Annotated in this window: 14 protein-coding genes and 1 riboswitch; of the genes, 3 read left to right on the forward strand and 11 right to left on the reverse strand. The window is 41.1% G+C overall.

The features are described from left to right. Positions 1-22: 22 nt before the first annotated feature. From thiE to I6F10_RS01350, 7 genes are all read right to left on the reverse strand, one after another. Positions 23-1,558 (reverse strand): thiamine phosphate synthase, encoded by a 1,536-nt coding sequence (thiE, locus tag I6F10_RS01320; RefSeq protein ID WP_165744952.1) that lies wholly within the window; start codon positions 1,556-1,558, stop codon positions 23-25. A 10-nt stretch (positions 1,559-1,568) separates the two neighbouring features. Then, positions 1,569-2,360, reverse strand: a complete 792-nt coding sequence (locus I6F10_RS01325) for a thiazole synthase (protein ID WP_165744953.1) — start codon at positions 2,358-2,360, stop codon at positions 1,569-1,571. 5 nt (positions 2,361-2,365) lie between these two features. Beyond that, complete coding sequence (gene thiS, locus I6F10_RS01330; RefSeq protein ID WP_002960781.1) at positions 2,366-2,560, reverse strand: sulfur carrier protein ThiS; 195 nt, start codon at positions 2,558-2,560, stop codon at positions 2,366-2,368. A 7-nt stretch (positions 2,561-2,567) separates the two neighbouring features. Next, positions 2,568-3,578: an FAD-dependent oxidoreductase gene (locus I6F10_RS01335; protein WP_165744954.1), complete on the reverse strand. Its 1,011-nt coding sequence runs from the start codon at positions 3,576-3,578 to the stop codon at positions 2,568-2,570. A 130-nt stretch (positions 3,579-3,708) separates the two neighbouring features. Next, a complete protein-coding gene (gene thiC, locus I6F10_RS01340; protein WP_231619851.1) occupies positions 3,709-5,661 on the reverse strand; it encodes a phosphomethylpyrimidine synthase ThiC in 1,953 nt (650 codons plus the stop codon). A 142-nt stretch (positions 5,662-5,803) separates the two neighbouring features. Continuing rightward, a riboswitch (TPP riboswitch) is annotated at positions 5,804-5,918 on the reverse strand. A gap of 107 nt (positions 5,919-6,025) precedes the next feature. After that, positions 6,026-6,424 carry an META domain-containing protein gene (locus I6F10_RS01345; protein ID WP_331461813.1) on the reverse strand — a complete coding sequence of 133 codons (399 nt, stop codon included), beginning with the start codon at positions 6,422-6,424 and terminating at the stop codon, positions 6,026-6,028. A gap of 126 nt (positions 6,425-6,550) precedes the next feature. Beyond that, complete coding sequence (locus I6F10_RS01350; RefSeq protein WP_010555268.1) at positions 6,551-6,949, reverse strand: acyl-CoA thioesterase; 399 nt, start codon at positions 6,947-6,949, stop codon at positions 6,551-6,553. Positions 6,950-7,033: 84 nt separating this feature from the next. On the opposite strand from I6F10_RS01350, the gene I6F10_RS01355 reads away from it, so the two are divergent. Further along, positions 7,034-9,151, forward strand: a complete 2,118-nt coding sequence (locus tag I6F10_RS01355; protein WP_197098231.1) for a TonB-dependent receptor — start codon at positions 7,034-7,036, stop codon at positions 9,149-9,151. A gap of 184 nt (positions 9,152-9,335) precedes the next feature. Here I6F10_RS01355 and epmA read toward each other — a convergent pair whose 3' ends face one another. After that, positions 9,336-10,310, reverse strand: coding sequence for an elongation factor P--(R)-beta-lysine ligase (gene epmA, locus I6F10_RS01360; RefSeq protein WP_165744956.1), 975 nt, complete (start codon positions 10,308-10,310; stop codon positions 9,336-9,338). 56 nt (positions 10,311-10,366) lie between these two features. After that, on the reverse strand, positions 10,367-10,933 hold the full coding sequence (efp, locus tag I6F10_RS01365) for an elongation factor P (RefSeq protein WP_024596699.1): 567 nt from the start codon (positions 10,931-10,933) through the stop codon (positions 10,367-10,369). A 41-nt stretch (positions 10,934-10,974) separates the two neighbouring features. Between efp and epmB the strand changes: the two genes are divergently transcribed. Then, positions 10,975-11,988, forward strand: coding sequence for an EF-P beta-lysylation protein EpmB (epmB, locus tag I6F10_RS01370; RefSeq protein ID WP_033010032.1), 1,014 nt, complete (start codon positions 10,975-10,977; stop codon positions 11,986-11,988). 8 nt (positions 11,989-11,996) lie between these two features. Here the strand turns inward: epmB and I6F10_RS01375 are convergent, their stop codons facing one another. Further along, positions 11,997-12,206 (reverse strand): hypothetical protein, encoded by a 210-nt coding sequence (locus I6F10_RS01375; protein ID WP_002960797.1) that lies wholly within the window; start codon positions 12,204-12,206, stop codon positions 11,997-11,999. Between the two features lie 71 nt (positions 12,207-12,277). On the opposite strand from I6F10_RS01375, the gene I6F10_RS01380 reads away from it, so the two are divergent. Further along, positions 12,278-12,568: a hypothetical protein gene (locus tag I6F10_RS01380; RefSeq protein ID WP_007585044.1), complete on the forward strand. Its 291-nt coding sequence runs from the start codon at positions 12,278-12,280 to the stop codon at positions 12,566-12,568. Between the two features lie 47 nt (positions 12,569-12,615). Here the strand turns inward: I6F10_RS01380 and I6F10_RS01385 are convergent, their stop codons facing one another. Further along, positions 12,616-13,107 carry a DUF3016 domain-containing protein gene (locus tag I6F10_RS01385; RefSeq protein WP_165745047.1) on the reverse strand — a complete coding sequence of 164 codons (492 nt, stop codon included), beginning with the start codon at positions 13,105-13,107 and terminating at the stop codon, positions 12,616-12,618. Positions 13,108-13,351 lie beyond the last annotated feature (244 nt).

A 13,351-nucleotide genomic window follows, 5' to 3' on the forward strand; every position in this document is an offset into this window, starting at 1 on the left:
ATTAGTATTACCCTTGTTAGTTTTAATTGGCACTGCTTATGGCCACTTGCAGAGCGCTTATAGCCTCTACGTAATTATCTGCTTCGGTAATCGCACGCACTACGGCAACACTGCCTACGCCAGTTTTCGCTACCTGCTCAGCACGGCTTAAATCAATCCCACCTATTGCTACTGTTGGGTAGCTTTGCATAAGAGGTACAAACTTAATCAGCTTTTCAAGGCCTTGTATTTGCCCTGTCATATCTTTTGTTGTGGTTGGGTAAATAGCACCAAATGCCATGTAACTAGGGCGATAATTATGCGCACGTAGCATTTCATAAAAACCATGAGTAGAAAGCCCAAGCTTTAACCCAGCGTCTTTAATTGCCGCTAAATTAGCAATGTCTAAATCCTCTTGCCCTAAATGCACGCCATATGCACCATGCTTAATAGCTAACTGCCAGTAGTCATTTATAAATACCTGTGCGTTGTATTGTTTGCCCAGCTCAACAGCTTGCTTAATCAGCTCATCAAGTTCGTCTTGCGTTTTATTTTTAACGCGTAACTGCGCTGTTTTAATGCCTTGTTGTAAGCATTTTTCTAGCCAATCGGTACTATCTACAACCGCATATAAGCCAAGCGATTTACTTTCACAAGGTGCAAAATCAGCGGCCATATTAAAATCAAGCGGCACATCAAAATCTAGTTCATCACCCAGCCAGCTCCCCGGCTCAATCACTTGTGGGTAGTCAGCTAAATTAGTGGGGAACGATGTATGAGCAACCGGTCCAATCCCTTCGCCATAGCGTACCGACTGTTTTAGCCCTTGGTTTATATATGCTTTAGCTAAAATAAAGGCATCTTTTAATGGGTAGTCTTTAGCTAAACACGCAGCAATGACCGAAGCCATGCTACATCCGGTGCCGTGGTTATGCGGTGTTTGTATTTTTTGATTGCCTAACCAATATTCTTCGCCATTTTGTGTATTACTATCAATACAATAATCAATGCAGTAGCCACTTGGGTAATCCCAATGCCCGCCTTTAATAACAACGGCTTTTGCACCCCAGCTTAATAGCTTATTAGCCGCTTCTTTTATTGCAGCCGGGCCAATTAAATACACACCGGTTAATAACTGTGTTTCGTGGGTGTTTGGGGTTATTACATCCACCAGCGGCAGTAGGCATTCTTTTATTGCGCTTACCGTGTCTTCTTCTGTTAGTAAGTCACCGCTTGAGGCAATAGCGACAGGGTCATATACAATAACGGGAGGCACCGGCCATTTAGCTTTATAATGACTTATATGTTCGCTGATCAACTGAATTTGCTGCACATTGGCTAACATGCCAATTTTTATCACTTTGGCTTTCATGTCTTTTTCAAGCGCTAGTAACTGCGATTCAATAATATCGGTAGACACTGCATTAATAGCCTCTACGCCTAAACTATTTTGTGCAGTAAGCGCCGTAATTGCCGTGCAGCCATGTACACCAAAACTTTGCATTGCTTTTATATCAGCTTGAATACCGGCACCGCCGCCCGAATCAGAACCGGCAATTGTCCACACTACGTTATTCATATTCTTTCCTTCACTGCTGATGCCAAAATGGCATACCCATTGTTGGGGTTGATGGGGCTGCAACGTCTTTTTCAGGCATTGCTTTTGCTTGATATGCAAAGCGCCCTGCTTCAACTGCGACTTTAAATGCGCGGCTCATAGTAATTGGGCAGCCCGCCCCTGCAATGGCTGAATTTAATAATACCGCATCATACCCCATTTCGAGTGCTTGGCAGGCATGCGATGGCAAACCTAAACCTGCATCTACTATTAATGTGGTATCGGGTAAACGCTCTCGAATAGTTTTTAAATTATAGCTATTTAACAAGCCTTTACCGGTGCCTATTGGCGCTCCCCACGGCATAAGCACCTCACACCCTAGCTCATTTAAGCGCTGGCAAAGTACTAAGTCATCGGTGCAATAAGGCAATACTTTAAAGCCATCATTAATTAATATTTTTGTGGCTTCAAGTAACGCAAAAGGGTCAGGCTGTAAATTGTAATCATCGCCAATCAGCTCCAGCTTAATCCAGTCGGTGGCAAATACCTCTCGGCACATTTTTGCAAGTGTAATCGCCTCTTTTACACTGTGGCACCCTGCAGTATTAGGGAGTATTTTTAAGCCTGTATTTTTTATTAACTGCCAAAAGTCATCACCGGCTGCTGCACTTTGTTGGCGCCTAAGCGACACGGTTACAATTTCAGCACCAGAGGCGACTATCGATTGGGTCATGATATCAGGCGACGGATAAAGCGCAGAGCCTATTAATAAACGGCTATTTACTTGCTCACCATAAATAGTTAAACAGTCTTTAGTTTGCATGAGCTTTATCCGCCTTGAATGGGTGACAGCAACTCAACACTGTCGCCTTCATTAAGTACATAGTTACTGTGCCGACTTTGTGGAATAAATTCGCCATTAACAGCCACAGCAAAAGGCGCAACTGCACCAAAACTTTGAAGTACCTCAACGAGCGCTTTGCTATTAACATTAAGTAGCTCGCCATTAATTGTAATGTTCATTTTATTCTCACTCTATTCGTGAAACTGCTTGCGCCACTAATGCCGGTGCCAGCATATAACCGTGGCGATATAAGCCGTTAATGCTAATTACATTGCCAACTTGTGATACTTCTGGGCGGTTATCGCTAAATGCAGGGCGTAATCCGGCTTGAATATTAAGTAGTCGTGCTTCGGCAAATCCGCTGTGTACGGTATAAGCCGCTGAAAGTAACTCAAGAGTTGAGCGCACTGTAGCGGCACCATTGTCTTGTGACTCTATTTCAGTCGCACCAATTACATATTCATGATTAGGTTTAGGCGCTATATAAATTGGATAACGCGGGTGCATTAAACGCACGGGCCTGATTAAACTTACCTCTGGTGCGTATAACCTTGCTACTTCGCCGCGCACACCTCTAAGCGGTTTATCATCTTGAGTATTTTTAGCACCAAGCCCACGGCAATCAATAATATAATCGAATGGTCGATTGTTTATTTTGTTGTCGCTAATGGTTACGCGCTGATTAAATACAAATTTTACTTTGCGTTTGTTGAGCTGTGCAAAGCTGGCTTTATAAAATGCTTGGTTATCAATTTGCCCCTCGCAGGGTAAAAATAAGCCTTGATTAAAGCGCCCTGCCAGTTCAGGTTCAAGCATTGTAATTTGTTGAGCATTTATATGCTCGGCAGTGTGATCAGCTAGTGGTTTTATACGCTGTGCAAAGCTTTGTAAATCGCCTTTGTCCTGCTGGTGCGCAATGACCAAAGTGCCTTGCTGCTGAAAAAAAACGTCACTTTCAAGCTCTGCAATAATGCCGGGCCAACGCTTCATTGAATCAAGACCCATTAAAGCTAAATCAGCCTCACATAACACCGACTCAGCAAGCGGGGCGAGCATTGCCGCAGCTACTTTGCCCGCACTGCTTTTTGTATGCTCGTCGTCCGCTTCGAAAACAGTTACTTGGTGCTGTTTACTTAGCTCAAGCGCAGCTAACCTGCCCGCTAAACCAAACCCAACCACCGCAATGTTATAAAACATAAAAACCTCCAAAAGCAGTTATTAGTAATATAAGTAGATGATAATTTACTTCTCGCCTCTAAAATTAATTAAAAAGCGAGGCATAAAATCTCACCTATCATTTATATCTAACTTCTAGCCGGTAATTACTTTATACCGCTTTGTGGTAAATCTCTGAGCCTGTTTGCTTAAACTCAGCTGACTTAGCTTTCATTTCGGCTTCTACATCAACCATTTTTATTTCAATAGCGTCGCCAGCGTTATTAGGATCAATACCGCGTGCCTCTAAATCTTTAGCGTAATCGCGTACTTCTTGGCTAATTTTCATAGAACAAAATTTAGGTCCACACATGGAGCAAAAGTGAGCCACTTTACCTGATTCTTGCGGAAGGGTTTCGTCGTGGTACTCGCGAGCTCGATCTGGATCTAAACCAATATTAAATTGGTCATGCCATCTAAATTCAAAGCGCGCTTTTGATAAGGCGTTATCGCGCTCTTGCGCACCAGGGTGACCTTTTGCTAAATCGGCGGCATGTGCAGCTATTTTGTAGGTAATTAAGCCTTCTTTAACATCTTCTTTATTTGGCAGACCTAAATGCTCTTTAGGTGTTACATAGCAAAGCATTGCACAGCCGTACCATGCTATTTGAGCGGCACCAATACCAGAAGTAATATGGTCATACCCTGGTGCAATATCGGTCGTTAACGGGCCTAAAGTGTAAAATGGCGCTTCGTCGCAATGCTTTAATTGCTCATCCATATTGGCTTTAATCATGTGCATTGGCACATGCCCTGGGCCTTCAATAAATACTTGTACGTCGTGCTTCCACGCAATTTTAGTCAGTTCACCTAATGTGCGCAGCTCACTAAACTGCGCTTCATCGTTGGCATCAGCAATAGAACCTGGGCGAAGGCCATCACCGAGTGAAAAACATACATCGTATTGTTTTAAAATTTCGCAAATGTCTTCAAAGTGCGTGTATAAAAAGTTTTCTTTGTGATGCGCTAAACACCACTTAGCCATAATCGAGCCACCGCGCGACACAATACCGGTTACACGTTTAGCGGTCATTGGTACGTAACGAAGCAGTACACCGGCATGAATAGTAAAGTAATCAACACCCTGCTCGGCTTGTTCAATAAGCGTATCGCGGAAAATCTCCCACGTTAAATCCTCAGCCACACCGTTTACTTTTTCAAGCGCTTGATAAATCGGTACTGTGCCAATAGGTACAGGCGAGTTACGTACAACCCATTCACGCGTTTCGTGAATGTAACGCCCCGTTGATAAGTCCATCACGGTGTCTGCGCCCCAGCGGGTAGACCACACCATTTTTTCTACTTCTTCTTCAATAGATGAGCTAACCGATGAATTACCAATGTTGGCGTTAACTTTAACTAAAAAGTTACGCCCTACAATCATAGGTTCTGTTTCTGGATGGTTTATATTATTTGGTAAAATAGCGCGACCACGGGCTATTTCGTCGCGTACAAACTCTGGGGTAATAAATTCAGGAATACTCGCGCCAAACGACTCCCCTTTATGCTGAGCGGCAAGTAATTCTTTACGAATTTCTGCACGCCCCATATTTTCACGAACAGCTACGTATTCCATTTCAGGGGTAATAATTCCTTGGCGTGCGTAGTGCATTTGCGTTACGTTTTTACCAGCGACACCACGGCGAATTTTTGGCAAGTGCTCAAAACGAATATGATCCAGCCCTTCATCTGCCATGCGCTGCTGCGAAAACTGCGACGTCACTGACTCTAAAATTTCAGTGTCACCACGGTTTTCAATCCATTGTTCACGAAACTTTGGTAAGCCTTTGCGTACGTCTAGTTCAAAATTAGGATCGGTATACGGGCCCGACGTATCGTAAACACGAAGCGGATCGTTTGACTCATAAACAGGGTTTTCATCTGTGCCGCCTATAAACGTATCACTTAGCGTGATTTCACGCATACCAACACGTACGCCTGGTTGAGTACCTTCAACGTATACTTTATGAGAATTTGGGAACGGTTGACCCGTTAAGTTATAAATATATTCAGACGCGGCAGCACGAGTTTCTCGGCGTGACGCTTTATTTGTAGTATTTGACATGACTTGCCTCATTGCTTAAGGGTTGTCTTGTCAGATATTCCGAGGAATAGAGAAAGATCGTAAAGTAGCGTACATGCTACTTTGCAGCCTAAAAAAACAAAATCACTTTATTGTGCGCATAAAAAAAGACGCACAAGCGTCCTATTTTAGGCAGCTTGTTCCCTACGCAGGTATTAACCTGATCAGGTTCACGGATCCCGCTTTCGCGATCTCAGCCAAAAACTAATTACTTAGCTTTGGCACTCCGACAAGTATTGATATATAAATTTTGTTCGTCGATTCGAAGATATTATTCAACAAATCTGCGCTGAGTGTACGTCAGTTAAAAACTGCCCGCAAGGGGCTGTTTTTCAAAAACTTAAAATTATTTAGGGATAAACACAAATGTTTGCTCGCCTTGCATGACTAATTGCTGGTCTTGCAATTTAAGTTCTGCACCTTGCTTTAAGGCTTGTAATAACTGCTGCTCAAACTCATCAAGCTCTTCGCCGCACGACTTGCGCGTCATTCCTAATTTACTTACAGTAAGGTTACTTTCTTCAAGCGAACCCTCACCAAAAAATTTGTTACAGCCAGCAAAACCGTTTACTTGCAGCGCTTCAATAAAGCTCATTGATGCATTAAACGAAGGTGGAATTGCTAAACCATCAACACGTGATAATTGCCATTGGGTGTATTTAAGCTGCTCACTGGTAACCGTCCCTGTTGATGCGCAACCAACACATAAACCGACTATAAGCATCGGTATTGCTGCTAATTTCATGCTACTACTAACTAATTGTCTAATTAATGTAATAGTAACAATATTTATGCCCTTTATCCGTTAAAAATGCATGTTTTAAATGTAAATTTTTGTTCTATGATAGTTTAAAAGTTGTCCGATTAAGTACTAAGTTGTAGTTTTGAATACGTTATCTATCTGCTCTGGTAAAAATGGCCTACCTTTTTCATTAACAGACGTCCCTATAACCAGCGCATTGAGCATTACTTTTTCATCGCTTTTACGTATAACCGTTTGCTTAAAGGCAAATTTTAAACGACTAATACGCTGCGGCTCTACAGCTACATAAAATTCATCACCTGGTAATAGTGAATGTTTATAGTCCATTTCGCTACGCATCACGACTAGGTTAATTTTATCTTTTGCTAATTGAGCAAAATCAATACCGTGTGCGTACAAAAATTCATGTCGAGCATGCTCTAAATAATTAAAATAGACGCTGTTGTTTACAATACCTTGTAAGTCACATTCGTAATCACGTACCTTGAAGTCAACTTTAAAGGTCATATTAGTAATCCTGATTATTTAACGTATAATTGCCGCGTTTATAGCACATGTGTTTAAATAATTGCTACCATACGAGTCCCTAAAATGGAGTTAAGTAACCCAATGAACTTACGTTTGTCTTTAATTACTGCCGCACTTTTACCGCTGCTTGGTGCACCAATTGCAGCTAACGCTGATGATAGCGACCTTGAAAGAATTGTTGTAACTGGCGATTTTCAGCGCGAAAGCATTCAAACTTTAAGCGCGAGTGCGAGCTTATTCAGCGAAGATGAAATTAATCAACGTGGTGCAAGTTACTTAGACGAAATGTTAGGCAGTACCGCCAATGTAAATTTTGCATCTGGTGCGTCGCGCGGTCGTTATATTCAAATTCGTGGCGTGGGACTTCGTTCACAATTTGTAGATCCTATTAATCCATCTGTAGGCTTAGTTATTGATGGTATTAACTATTCTGGCCTTGGTGGCAGTTCATTATTATTTGATATAGACCAAGTAGAAATTTACCGTGGTCCACAAGGTACACGCTTTGGCGCAGACGGTATGGCCGGTATGATCCAAATGGGTTCAGCTAAAGCCACAAGCGATCCAAGCTTAAAATTACAAGTAGGTGCTGGCACATACAACACCCGCGAAGCAGGCATTGCAGCAAGCACAGGCTTAACAGATGACACTAGCGCACGCGTTAGCTACTTTCGCAGAAAGTCAGACGGCTACGTAGATAACTTGTACTTAAATGACGAAACACAAAATCAAGACGAACAAGTAGCGCGCTTTAAATTAAACAGCCAGCTTACAGAGCATTTAAATACTGAGCTAAACCTTCACTATATTGATATAAACAATGGCTACGATGCGTTTACGCTTGATAACAGCCGCAATAGTGTAGCCGATGAACCAGGCCAAGATAATCAAGAAAGCTACGCAATAGGTATTAATAATACTTACACGGGTTTTGATTTATTTGATGTAAACCTAAACCTGTCGGCTATTGATACCGAGCTGCTTTATAGTTTTGATGAAGACTGGGTGTGTAACGATACAAGTGAGCCAAAGTTATGTGCTGCTGGCTTACATCCAGATGGATACAGCTCAACTGATTTATACAGCCGCGATCGCGACGATCAGTCTGTAGATTTACAGTTTAATTCTAAAACGGGTAACTGGGTTGCGGGTATTTATTACCAAAACCGTGACGTTGATTTAGAGCGCCAATACACATGGTTAGCAAGCCCGTTTTCTTCAACTTACGAAACGAGTAACGTTGCAGTATATGGTCAAGTAGCGACTCCAATTGGCCCTAAAACAACATTAATTACAGGTTTACGTGTAGAGCAATACCAAGGCGACTACACCGATAGCAATGGCTTTATACAAGACACCGACGACGTAATGGTTGGCGGTAAAATTGCTCTAGAATATCAAGTAATTGATCGCACTATGATCTACACCAGCATTACCCGTGGTTACAAAGCCGGTGGTATTAACTCAGAAGCACTGGCTAAAGCAAAAGATGAAGGCTTAAACCTAAGCGCTGATTTTTTCCAGCAACACACCAGTTTCGACCCTGAATATTTATGGAGTGGCGAATTTGGTGTTAAAGGCTCATCGCTTGATGACAAATTTACGCTTCGCTTAGCTGCATTTTACATGCACCGCGACGATATTCAGTTAAAAGCATGGCAAGTAGAAGGTCAGCAATTTACCGGTTATGTTGATAACGCAAGTTCTGGTAGCAACTACGGATTAGAAGTTGAAGGTAGTTACCAACTAACTGATAATCTATTTTTAACGGGTAGTGCTGGTTACTTAAACACTGAAATAGATGACTTTGTAACGCAGTCTGGCTTAAACCAAGACGGTCGTGAGCAAGCACAGTCACCTAAATACCAGTATGCGTTTACTGCTCGCTATAACTTTACAAGTGAGCTTTACGGTATGATTGGTGTTGAAGGTAAGGACGACTACTACTTCTCAGATAGTCATAACTCACAGGCACCAAGCAGCAACTTAGTTAACTTAAGCTTTGGTTACGAAGCAGACATGTGGGCAGTTCGCGCGTGGGCTCGTAACGTGTTTGACGAGACAGTCCCTACACGTGGTTTTGAGTTTGGTAACGATCCACAAGATGGTTACACAACGCATACCTACACACAATTAGGTGAGCCTCGTGTTGCAGGTGTTACGTTTACACTTAATCTGTAAAGCACAGCCGTTGGCTTTCAAATGAAAGCTACAGCAAGCAAATAAAAACACCGCGTTTAATTTAAACGCGGTGTTTTTATTTGTAGGTGAGGTTTTATACCTCGCTTTTTTATAAAGTTAAATTACACGAGCGCGAAATAAATTCGCACCTACAAATATTACACCTACGCCTACAGGCTAAGCATTACGCTCTTTGCACATCAAACGCTATTACGTCTTTAATTTTTTCTTTATTTGTTGCGAGCATTACCAACCTATCAATCCCTAAAGCAACCCCTGCGCATTGTGGTAATCCATGATCTAGCGCTTTAATTAAACGTGTATCCATTGGTACTTGCTTTAAACCGTTGTTAGCGCGGTATGTGTTATCTTCATTAAAACGTTTAGCTTGCTCACTAGCATTTGTTAATTCGTTAAAGCCGTTAGCTAATTCCATATTTTTGTAATAAAGCTCAAAGCGCCCTGCTACGCGTGCATCATGTTCACAAATTTGTGCAAGGGCCGCTTGAGAGGCTGGAAAATGATAAACAAAACACGGTTTTTCTTGTCCTATTGTTGGCTCCACTTTCATACAAAACAATAATTGCAGTAATGTATCTTTATGCGTTTCATTTTGGGCTATATCAGCAAACCCTTGCTCACACGCTAGTTGCTTTAATTGCTCTATGCTTGCTGTTAACGGATCGAGGCCGAGTGCTTTTTCAAACGCTTGCTGATAGGTAAGTCTAGTTGCAGGCTCGACACCTAAAACAAGTTGCATTAACTCATCCATTTCATCCATAAGTGCAAATTCATCAAAGCCTGGGCGATACCATTCCAGCATAGTAAATTCAGGATTATGATGGCTACCCGCTTCTTCATTTCTAAATGCCTTACAAAGCTGAAAAATAGCGCCTGAGCCTGCTGCTAACAAGCGTTTCATAGCAAACTCTGGAGATGTTTGTAAAAATAGAAGAAGCCCACCAGCATGCCCTGGACCTACAAATTTGGTATTAAAACTAGCTAAGTGCACATCGGTTACACTAGCAGCACTTAAGCTTGGCGTTTCTACTTCTAAAACATCACGTACATAAAAAAATTCACGGATACTACGTAATATCGATGCGCGTTGTTTTAGTGTTTCAATGCTTGCGCTTGGGGCCCAAAGATCTGCTGACATATTTTCTCCAAAAAAAATCCCAGCGTAAGCTGGGATTTTATAAACAATGTTAAAGCTTACTTAACACGGCTTACGTATTCACCGTTACGAGTGTCTACTTTAATTACTTCGCCAATTTGTACGAATAATGGAACTCGTACCACAGCGCCTGTGCTAAGCGTTGCTGGTTTACCACCAGTACCCGCTGTATCGCCTTTAAGGCCAGGATCTGTTTCAGTGATCTCAAGCTCAACAAAGTTAGGTGGTGTAACAGCAATAGGGCTGCCGTTCCATAATGTAATTGTGCATAAATCATTTTCAACTAACCATTTAACTGCATCGCCTAGTGCTTTTTCGTCAGCAGCAATTTGCTCAAATGTTTCGTTGTTCATAAAATGCCAAAATTCGCCGTCTGTGTATAGATACGCTAAATCAGTATCCATTACATCAGCACCTTCAACTGATTCACCCGATTTAAAGGTTTTTTCAAGCACCTTACCAGAGATAAGTTTACGGATACGAACACGGTTAAACGCCTGGCCTTTACCAGGTTTTACCATTTCATTTTCTAAGATACTGCAAGGCTCGCCGTCCATCATAATTTTTAGGCCGCCCTTGAACTCGTTGGTGCTATAATTCGCCATCGTTTCCTCTATTTATATTTTTTCGAGTAATCTACATGCCAATGATACAAAGAAATGAAGCAAATTTGCATAAAAACTGGCAAAAAGAATTAGCAAATGTAGTTACCTGCCCAAAAACCTTGCTTGAAATGGTCGGTTTATCGAGCCAAGTCCATGAAAACGACCTAAAAGCCCGCAGTTTATTTCCGGTACGCGTGCCTATCCCTTTTATAAAAAAAATACGCAAAGGCGATCCAAACGATCCTCTTTTGCTACAAGTTATGCCACGCCATCAAGAATTTTTGACTAAATCGGGTTTTAATAAAGATCCCCTACTTGAGCAAGATAACGACCAACCAGGCCTTTTACATAAGTACAAATCGCGTGTTTTGGTGATGTTTAAAACCGGCTGTGCTGTAAATTGTCGTTACTGCTTTAGAAGGCATTTTCCGTATCAAGAAAACCAACTCAATAAAAAAAGTCTGCTTGAAACTCTGAGCTATATAAAATCAGATAGCAATATAAACGAAGTGATTTTAAGTGGTGGCGATCCACTGATGGCCAAAGACGATGCAATAAGCTGGTTTTTGGATGAGCTTGAGCAATTACCACAAATAAAACGAATGCGAATTCATAGCCGTTTGCCAGTAGTTATACCGGCGCGAGTGACCGATGAGTTATGTGAGAGATTAGCAAAATCGCCATTAAAAATTATTTTTATTAATCACATAAACCACGCCAACGAAATAGACGCTGATTTTAAAGCTGCCATGCAAAAGCTTAAACAAGCAAACGTAACGCTTCTAAACCAAGCTGTAATTTTAAAAGATGTGAATGATACGCTCGATGCGCAAATAAATTTAAGCGAAGCGTTATTTGACGCAGACGTATTGCCGTATTATTTGTATTTGCTAGATAAAGTTGAAGGGGCCAGCCACTTTGATATTAATGAAGCGCAAGCAATTGAAATAATGGCAGAGCTATTAAAAGCTCTGCCTGGATTTTTAGTGCCTAAATTAGTAAGAGAAATCGGTGGTCAAAAAAGCAAAACACCTATCGATCTTAAGCTAATTTAAAACAGCATTTAAACGTATATATTTACGTTGTTACCCAATGATGCAGTTACCGATTTAGCCGGTGTTTGTGCACTTGACGATTGTGCAGCACCTTCAATAAGTGCAAGTGCTGCTGCGCCATCTGCTAGTTGCTGCTTTTTAGATAAAGCAGCGCTATAAAGCTCACTGCCTTGGCCTGAGCCAGAAACAGCGGGTAAACTTGTGCCTGATATATTCATATAACAAACCTGACTTTTAAATGTAATCCAAGTATTATGTCGGCAATGCAGTGCAAAGCTTTAGGAAAACCATGGATTCTATTATTGAACAACTCAATGCCAACTTAAAAATTGTTTACCGTCAGGCACTTGATGCTGACAAAAAACTCGACGAGCTTCAACAGCAAGGTCACGGTAAGTTTAAAGCCTTATTTACTGCCGATTCTGGCTTTAGCTTTGAAGCTAAACGTTTTAAGCCTTACGTACTTGACGTAGCCGCTGATGTTGAAAGCTTATCTAACGATGGTTTTGAAGAAGAAAAACTGAAAACAACCGTTATTAAGTTACAACAAATACTCACGTTGTTAGCTACTTTTAAGTAAAGCTTAAAAATAAAAATGCCGCTATTTAGCGGCATTTTTATTTTCAGTTAATCTAAACTTGGTAATATTTGTTCACCAAACCACTCTGTTAGTAAGCGTTTTTCGTAATAAAATGATTCGTCGCGGCCCATTTTAATTTTATCCATAAAGCCCATATCTTTAAGCTCCACATCAGTATCTTTACTTAGCACTGTACCGTCGTTATCGGTTAACGAATAATTTAGCTTAATGCGTGGAAAATAAATTGGTTTTACTACACGAATTTCCTCCATACCACCATAACGCACATCACCTGCTAAATCTAAATCTGTAAACTCTACATTTAATTTATAGTCTTTTGGCAATTGCTCGGCTAGTTTAGCCATATGCTTTTCGAAACTTGCTGCCACACTTTTGTGATACGAGCCCTTAGCTTGGTTAGACGCTCGCACATCACGATAATCATTAAAGTCATTCCATTTAACAACAGACTCACCAGCATGGGCAAGCGCAGGTAATGCGATACACATTGTTGTTGCTATTTTTTTAACTAAATTCATATCTTTCTCCAAAGAGGTAACCAATCACAAAAGTGTGGATTGGAGTAAACCTAGTATTAGCTATTACTAAAGCTATTTTAGCACTTGTTTATTAACTATAACTTAATCTTACCAATCAAGTGTTACTTGTTTTGCACAAAATGTAATCAAAAGCATTTAATGTGCTGATATCAAAAAAATACGATTAAAATCATATAAATTACAGATAAAACATGTAAATCACCTCTATTTATGGTGAAATTAA

Source organism: Pseudoalteromonas sp. SWYJZ98, from assembly GCF_015864495.1.
GTDB lineage: Bacteria > Pseudomonadota > Gammaproteobacteria > Enterobacterales > Alteromonadaceae > Pseudoalteromonas > Pseudoalteromonas distincta.

What these genes read in the sequence shown, in the direction of transcription:
- thiE (WP_165744952.1), bottom strand. Translation starts at nt 1,558, where the DNA reads ATGAATAACGTAGTGTGGACAATTGCCGGTTCTGATTCGGGCGGCGGT.
- I6F10_RS01325 (WP_165744953.1), bottom strand. Translation starts at nt 2,360, where the DNA reads ATGCAAACTAAAGACTGTTTAACTATTTATGGTGAGCAAGTAAATAGC.
- thiS (WP_002960781.1), bottom strand. Translation starts at nt 2,560, where the DNA reads ATGAACATTACAATTAATGGCGAGCTACTTAATGTTAATAGCAAAGCG.
- I6F10_RS01335 (WP_165744954.1), bottom strand. Translation starts at nt 3,578, where the DNA reads ATGTTTTATAACATTGCGGTGGTTGGGTTTGGTTTAGCGGGCAGGTTA.
- thiC (WP_231619851.1), bottom strand. Translation starts at nt 5,661, where the DNA reads ATGTCAAATACTACAAATAAAGCGTCACGCCGAGAAACTCGTGCTGCC.
- I6F10_RS01345 (WP_331461813.1), bottom strand. Translation starts at nt 6,424, where the DNA reads ATGAAATTAGCAGCAATACCGATGCTTATAGTCGGTTTATGTGTTGGT.
- I6F10_RS01350 (WP_010555268.1), bottom strand. Translation starts at nt 6,949, where the DNA reads ATGACCTTTAAAGTTGACTTCAAGGTACGTGATTACGAATGTGACTTA.
- I6F10_RS01355 (WP_197098231.1), top strand. Translation starts at nt 7,034, where the DNA reads ATGGAGTTAAGTAACCCAATGAACTTACGTTTGTCTTTAATTACTGCC.
- epmA (WP_165744956.1), bottom strand. Translation starts at nt 10,310, where the DNA reads ATGTCAGCAGATCTTTGGGCCCCAAGCGCAAGCATTGAAACACTAAAA.
- efp (WP_024596699.1), bottom strand. Translation starts at nt 10,933, where the DNA reads ATGGCGAATTATAGCACCAACGAGTTCAAGGGCGGCCTAAAAATTATG.
- epmB (WP_033010032.1), top strand. Translation starts at nt 10,975, where the DNA reads ATGATACAAAGAAATGAAGCAAATTTGCATAAAAACTGGCAAAAAGAA.
- I6F10_RS01375 (WP_002960797.1), bottom strand. Translation starts at nt 12,206, where the DNA reads ATGAATATATCAGGCACAAGTTTACCCGCTGTTTCTGGCTCAGGCCAA.
- I6F10_RS01380 (WP_007585044.1), top strand. Translation starts at nt 12,278, where the DNA reads ATGGATTCTATTATTGAACAACTCAATGCCAACTTAAAAATTGTTTAC.
- I6F10_RS01385 (WP_165745047.1), bottom strand. Translation starts at nt 13,107, where the DNA reads ATGAATTTAGTTAAAAAAATAGCAACAACAATGTGTATCGCATTACCT.